The sequence below is a fragment of the Rhizobacter sp. P3_B12 genome (assembly GCF_056402895.1).
This window is the reverse complement of record NZ_JBFUGN010000286.1, coordinates 1-6532: the sequence shown is the minus strand read 5'-3', so window position 1 is coordinate 6532 and position 6532 is coordinate 1. Positions and strand designations below refer to the sequence as shown.

At 66.5% G+C, this 6532-nt stretch carries 7 protein-coding genes; 4 read left to right on the top strand and 3 right to left on the bottom strand.

Annotation, left to right across the window (positions count from 1 at the left end):
- The 4 genes from AC1D01_RS16160 to AC1D01_RS16145 form a co-directional block, all read left to right on the top strand.
- Positions 1-516: SIS domain-containing protein (locus AC1D01_RS16160; RefSeq protein ID WP_477867950.1), on the top strand; the 516-nt coding region annotated here is incomplete at its 5' end.
- Between the two features lie 116 nt (positions 517-632).
- Positions 633-1565, top strand: coding sequence for a LysR substrate-binding domain-containing protein (locus tag AC1D01_RS16155; RefSeq protein ID WP_477867948.1), 933 nt, complete (start codon positions 633-635; stop codon positions 1563-1565).
- Positions 1566-1660: 95 nt separating this feature from the next.
- The gene (locus tag AC1D01_RS16150; RefSeq protein WP_477867946.1) at positions 1661-3205 is read left to right on the top strand and encodes a catalase; all 1545 of its coding nucleotides are present in this window, start codon (positions 1661-1663) and stop codon (positions 3203-3205) included.
- A gap of 111 nt (positions 3206-3316) precedes the next feature.
- On the top strand, positions 3317-4237 hold the full coding sequence (locus AC1D01_RS16145) for an NAD(P)/FAD-dependent oxidoreductase (RefSeq protein ID WP_477867944.1): 921 nt from the start codon (positions 3317-3319) through the stop codon (positions 4235-4237).
- A 19-nt stretch (positions 4238-4256) separates the two neighbouring features.
- Here the strand turns inward: AC1D01_RS16145 and AC1D01_RS16140 are convergent, their stop codons facing one another.
- From AC1D01_RS16140 to AC1D01_RS16130, 3 genes are all read right to left on the bottom strand, one after another.
- Positions 4257-4511, bottom strand: coding sequence for an antitoxin Xre/MbcA/ParS toxin-binding domain-containing protein (locus tag AC1D01_RS16140; protein ID WP_477867942.1), 255 nt, complete (start codon positions 4509-4511; stop codon positions 4257-4259).
- Positions 4512-4934: 423 nt separating this feature from the next.
- Entirely contained in the window at positions 4935-5135 is a 201-nt protein-coding gene (locus AC1D01_RS16135) for a hypothetical protein (protein ID WP_477867940.1), read from the bottom strand.
- A gap of 11 nt (positions 5136-5146) precedes the next feature.
- Positions 5147-6532 (bottom strand): RHS repeat-associated core domain-containing protein (locus AC1D01_RS16130; RefSeq protein ID WP_477867938.1); only part of this gene is annotated, 1386 nt, incomplete at its 5' end.

The window sequence follows — 6532 nt, the reverse complement described above, 5'->3', positions numbered from 1 at the left end:
GCGGTGGACCGCGCGATCTCGCTGCTGCGCGAGGCGCGTCGCGTCGAGTTCTACGCGATGGGCAACTCGGCGATCGTCGCGCTGGATGCGCAGCACAAGCTGTTCCGCTTCCGGATCTCGTCGGTCGCGCACACCGATCCGTCGATGCATTCGATGGCGGCCGAGTTGCTCGGGTCGAGCGACGTGGCGGTGTTCATCTCCAGCTCCGGGCAGCCGCCGGAGCTGTCGCGCGCGGCCGGGCTCGCGATGGAACGCGGCGCGAAGGTGATCGCGATCACCGCCAGCCAGTCGCCGCTCGCGCGCAAGTCGACGGTGTGCATCCCGGTCGAGCACAGCGAGGACGCGAGCACCTTCGTCTCGATGATCTCGCRCATCCTGCACCTGCTGGTGGTCGACATGATGTCGGTCGGCGTCGCGGTGCGGCGGCTGCCGGCGGCGAGCACCGGCAGCGAGGCCGGCACCGCCGACGGCCAGCAGCAGCCGGCACCGGGGGTGCTGATCTCGCACGTGGCCTGACACGGCCGGCGCGAAGTCAAGCCCCTGCGATTCAAATTCCCAATCGGCGCGCATCACAAAAGAAATCGCCGCCCTCCCCCACGCTGGCAATACTCGGCGCGACAAGGGAGACAACGATGACACTGCGCGAACTGCGCTACCTGGTGGCGCTCGCCGAGCACCGCCATTTCGGACACGCGGCCGAGGCCTGCCATGTGACACAACCCACGCTCAGCACCCAGCTGCGCAAGCTCGAGGACTACCTCGGGCTCGCGCTGCTCGATCGCAGCGGCAAGCAGCCGTCGCTGACGCCGATCGGCGAGCTGGTGGTGGAGCGGGCGCGCCGCCTGCTGGCCGAGGCCGACCAGATCCTCGAGCTGAAGAACCTGCGCAGCGGCCCGCTGCAAGGCGCCCTCAACATCGGGCTGATCCCGACGCTCGCCCCCTACTACCTGCCCTGGCTGCTGCCGCTGGTGCGCCAGCGCTACCCGAAGCTGCGGCTGGTGGTGCACGAGGAGATGACGCGCCACCTGGCCGACAAGCTGGCCGACCAGTTGCTCGACGTGGCCATCGTCGCGCTGCCCGGCCCGATGCCGCAGCCCGGCTTCGTCGAGCAGGCGCTGTTCGATGAGCCCTTCTTCGTCGCCGCGCCGCCGCACCACGAGATCGCATCCCACGACGCCGTGCCGCTGGCCGTGCTGGCCGAGCTGAAGCTGCTGCTGCTGACCGACGGGCACTGCCTGCGCGGCCATGCGCTGGAAGCCTGCGGCCAGCATGAGTCGACGCAGGACGACGGCTGCGACTTCCGCGCCAGCAGCCTGGAGACCTTGCGGCAGCTGGTGGCGGCCGGCATGGGCTGCACGCTGATGCCCGCCCTCTCGGTGCGGCGCCGCGGCGACAGCGGCCTGGTGGTGCGGCCGCTGGCGCAAGGGCAATCACGGCGCATCGGCATGGTCTGGCGCGCGGGCCATCCACGCGCCACCGACCTGCAGCTGCTGGCCGATGTGTTGGCAGACGACCTGCCCGAGGGCGTGAGACCGTTGCGCCGCACGCTGGCCACGGCGGCCTGATTGACGCTGTGAATCGAACCCGCTGAAGTTCTCAACTTCCCGCGGAGGGGCCGGCTTCATAAGCTCCACGCACATCGACTTCAGTGGAGCAGAACATGAACAGTCAACTTCGTCGCGGCGCCCTGCCGCTGCTGCTGGCCGTGGCCGCCATCGCCACCACAGCCGCGCAGGCGCAGACATCGCCCCCCACGCTGACCCGCGACAACGGCGCGCCGGTCGGCGACAACCAGAACTCGCAGACCGCCGGCCCCAACGGGCCGGTGCTGCTGCAGGACGTGCAGCTGATCCAGAAGCTGCAGCGCTTCGACCGCGAGCGCATCCCCGAGCGCGTGGTGCATGCGCGCGGCACCGGTGCGCACGGCGAGTTCGTCGCGAGCGCCGATCTGTCGGCCGTCACCCGCATGAAGCTGTTCACGCCCGGCACGCGCACGCCGGTGTTCGTGCGCTTCTCGACGGTGATCCACGGCAACCACTCGCCCGAGACGCTGCGCGACCCGCGCGGCTTCGCGACCAAGTTCTACAGCAGCGAAGGCAACTGGGACCTGGTCGGCAACAACCTGCCGGTGTTCTTCATCCGCGATGCGATCAAGTTCCCGGACATGGTGCACAGCCTGAAGCCGAGCCCCGACACCAACGTGCAGGACCCGAACCGCTTCTTCGACTTCTTCTCGCAGCAGCCGGAATCGACGCACATGCTGACGCGGCTRTACTCCGACCTCGGCACGCCGGCCAGCTACCGGAACATGGACGGCAACAGCGTGCACGCCTACAAGTTCGTCAATGCGCAGGGCCAGTACACCTACGTGAAGTTCCACTGGAAGACGCTGCAGGGCGAGAAGAACCTGAGTGGCGCCGAGGCCGCGGCGCTGCAGGGCCGCAACTTCAACCATGCGAGCGAGGACCTGATCAACGCGATCACCAGCGGCAACTTCCCGAAGTGGGACCTGTACGTGCAGCTGCTGAAACCCGAGCAGCTCGACGGCTTCGACTTCAACGCGCTGGACGCGACCAAGGTGTGGACCGGCGTGCCCGAGACCAAGGTCGGCACGATGACGCTGAACCGCAACCCGGCCAACATCTTCCAGGAGACCGAGCAGAGCGCGTTCGCGCCGGGCAACCTGGTGCCGGGCATCGAAGCTTCGGAAGACCGGCTGCTGCAGGGGCGGCTGTTCAGCTACAACGACACGCAGTTCCACCGCGTCGGCACCAACGTGCAGCAGTTGCCGATCAATGCGCCGAAGGTGGTGGTGGCCGACAACAACCAGGACGGCAACGCGAATGCCGGGGCGCGCACGGGTCTTGTCAACTACGAGCCGTCGCGGCTGCGGCCGTTGCCGGCCGACGCGGCCTACAAGTCGAGCAGCCTGCCGCTGGCCGGTGGCACGCAGCAGGCGCGCATCGCGAAGACGCTGAACTTCCGGCAGGCCGGCGAGTTCTGGCGCTCGCTGTCGAAGAAGGAGCAATCGAGCCTGATCGCCAACCTGGCCGGCGACCTGGGCCGGGTCGACAACGACGCGGTGAAGTACGCGATGCTGTCGCACTTCTACAAGGCGGACAGCGGCTACGGCAGCGAGATCGCGAAGGCGGTGAAGGCGGACGTGGGACGGGTGCAGCAGGCGGCGGCTGCGCTGCAGGACTGAGCGGGTTTCGCCCCACCGGCGCCGGCTTCGCAAACCGGCGCGTGGCGGACGGGTCGTTCCCGGATGCTGCTTCGGTGCGCCAACGGTGGCGCCCGAGCACAAGGAACGACGATGAACGACGCGGTGGTGATCGGTGGCGGCCCGGCCGGTGCGGCCTGTGCCTTGTGGCTGCACCAGCTGGGGATGGACGTGCTGCTGCTGGAGGCGGGCTCGGCGGTCGGCGGGCTGCAGTTGAACAGCCCGTACACCAACCGCTGGATCCCCGGGCTGCAGGGCAGGACGGGCCAGCAGGTGGCCGCGCAGCTGCAGGATCACCTGGAGTCGGCGAACGTGCCGCACAGCCTTGGCTTCTGGGTCACTGGCATCCGCCCGCGCGCGAGCGGGCTGGGCTGGGAGGTGTCGGGGCGCGGCGCGGTTCATCGGGCGCGCAATGTCGTGATCGCGACCGGATCGAAACCGCGCCGCGGCGGCTTCGTGCCGTCGGACACGGTGGGCATCGGGCCCGGCGTGGCGATGGAGCGGATCGCCGTGGCCGGCAAGCGGGTGGCGATTCTCGGCGGCGGCGACAACGCATTCGACCAGGCCGTCTTCGCCCAGCGGCGTGGCGCGGCCAGCGTCGAGATCTTCTGCCGGCGCCCGCCGCGTGCGCAGGCGTTGCTGCTGAAACAGGTGGCGCCGGAGTGCGTGCACGTCGGGCCGTTCGAGGCGAGCCAGTCGGCGATGACGGTCGACGGACAGGTGTTCGACGTGATCGGCGTGCAGTACGGCTTCGAGGCCAGCATTCCGGCGGGGCTGAGGCTCGCGCTGGACGACGGCTGCATCGAGGTCGACCGCCACGGGGCGGTGCCGGGCCTGCCCGGCTTGTATGCGGCCGGCGAGGTGACGAATTTTCTGCACCCCTGCGTCACGACCGCCTATGCCCACGGCGTGCAGGTGGCCAAGTCGATCCAGAACGCGTCAGCGCTCGAGCGGTGGGTTCAGCCGCGTGTCGATCGACAAGCGGGCTTGCGAGCGTTGGCGGTAGCGGCCTGAGGCACGTTGCAGTTCGAGATCAGTTGTAGACGCCGTGCTCGAAGCGCTCGAGGAACTCGGTGACGAGCTGGGCGCCTTGCAAGGTACGGAGCAATTCGACCGGGCGGGCGCCGTCCAGCCCCATGACGGGCGACGACATCCAGCGCTGCGCCTCCTCTTGCCCGCCGAACAGCTCGGCCGCCTTGGCCAGCGTTTCGGCGGACAGCAAGGTGTTGCTCGCCGGGTGGGCCGGCATCGCCTTCTTTGGTGTTTCGTGTTGACGCGGCAAGATCATGTCTCCTTCACGGTTCCTCAAGCTCGGACTGATGCTGAATGCCGTTTTCGTCGACACGGTAGCGCCATTTGACCTGCAGCAGGCAGCACTCGTTGCGGCAGTAGATGGTCAATCGCGATATTCAAATACCGGCTTTGCGAGTRCCGCCATGTAGAGGTCGCAGTTGCCTCTCAGCTCTTCTATGGTCTCGCCTGCAGGAACCGCGGGGGTCGCGCTGTACCCCTGGATTCTTCCGTCGTCATGGTAGTAAACCTTCGTAGATCGCCAACTCGGCGTCGCGATTCATCACTCTATATTCCCAGGTCATGTGCGTCACTTGTGGTAGTCAACCATGTCGTTGGATCTTGGCCCACGGCTCACGACACAATCGACATCGCCCTCCTGACCGAGGCGGCAATGGAGTTCATGGTTTGCCGTGAGGAATCAATCGAAAATCACACCAAGTTCTTCCGCTTTCCCTTGGAATTCATTCTTGGCCGATTCGGACTCGAACTCGAGCGTGACCAACTCTCCCGCCAACAGGCGTTCGACCTCCGCTTTGGCTCGGATCAATGAGCCCGTCGAATACTGCTTGACTGCCTCGGTGAGCGAGATCACCTGAAGCCCTTTTTTCCAAGAAGTCATCGTAAGTGTCGTCATAGTCCTGTTCCGATGGTTATGGGACGAGGGAAATGTCCGGGGTTGGCACCTGTCGTGCGCGCACCACCCTCGATTACAACTTCCTTTACGCCCTGCTCGCGTCCGAACGCTTTGGCCGCTGACAGCGCTTCCTTCAGTGTTCCATTCCCCTCAATGTGAGCGCCTCTCAAGATGAGTCGGTCTCCGTCCCTGATCACTTCCGCCATAACACGCGCTTCACCCTTGGCAACCGTGAAGGAGACGATTACGACATTGCCTTCCCTCTCGAGGATCTGAACCCCACTCTTTGCGACTATGGATGCTTCCTCGGCAACCGTCGCGGCGCGTCCTAGCCAAATCAGACCACCCTTGATCGTACCAACCGCCGCCCCTTCAGGTGGCAAGGCTTGCAGCGCATGCCCAAAGTCACTCTGGTTGAAATCGTCAAGCTTGTCCGCAACCCGAAGCAAGCCTTCTCCTACGGTGCGCGTGATCGACGATGTAACTCTGCCCGCCGCTCGATCAATATCGGCGTCACTGAGAACTGGACCGCCGGGTGCTCCGATCGCTGCTGCTGGCGCCACTGCGCCTTTTGCGGCTGTTGCTCCTTGCTGTTGATCGTCGGGCGACGTCTTCTCAGGCGTCGTCTTGACCGTCGATTGCGGCGTCGCCGAAGGGCTGGCCAACCGGCTCGGAACGGTGACGCCGTGGCATTTCGGGCGGCAGATGCTGGTCGGATCCCACGTCTTGCTCGCCTGCAGATCCGCCCAGCCACTCGGGTCCGTCCTCGCCAGCGGATCGTTGCGCACGTAGCTGTAGCGGTTGTAGGCCTGCAGGTCCGACGGGTCGCTGACGAGCTGGTCTGTCGACAGGAAGCGGCCGATGGTGGCGTCGTACAAGCGCCCATTCATGTGCGTCAGCCCGATGTCGTCGAGCTGCTCATGGCCGGTGAAGCCGCGGTCGGTGCCGCTGTTGACGGCCTGGCTCCAGTCAATGACGAGCGTGCCAGCCGCGTCGTAGTTGCCGTTGGCGAAGCGCCGCTTGCCGAACGGGTCGTACGCGTCGCGGGCCGTCACGTCGCCGTTGTGGTCCGTYGTCGCTGCRATGCTKCCCAGRTGGTCCTTGTGCCAGTACTCCAGYTTCACYGCGCTCAGGCTCGACTGSACGGGCGGTGCGGTCTGCGTGGCGCCGAGTGCTGGCAKCGCTCCAGTGGTGACCAGCACACCGAGGCTCTGGCCACCGGCGCTCAGGTAGTGGCGGTTGCTCGTGACGGCCGGGTTCGCGGCGCTCGGGCTCGTCGGTGAGTTGACCTCGCTCTCGAAGGCCAGGCCACCGGTGTTGTCCGGGTGCAGGTACCACGTCGTTCGGGTGCCGGCGTTGGTGCCACTCGGGATCGTCCGCAC

Coding starts and splice junctions, on each gene's coding strand:
- AC1D01_RS16155 (WP_477867948.1), top strand. CDS start 633: ATGACACTGCGCGAACTGCGCTACCTGGTGGCGCTCGCCGAGCACCGC.
- AC1D01_RS16145 (WP_477867944.1), top strand. CDS start 3,317: ATGAACGACGCGGTGGTGATCGGTGGCGGCCCGGCCGGTGCGGCCTGT.
- AC1D01_RS16140 (WP_477867942.1), bottom strand. CDS start 4,511: ATGATCTTGCCGCGTCAACACGAAACACCAAAGAAGGCGATGCCGGCC.
- AC1D01_RS16135 (WP_477867940.1), bottom strand. CDS start 5,135: ATGACTTCTTGGAAAAAAGGGCTTCAGGTGATCTCGCTCACCGAGGCA.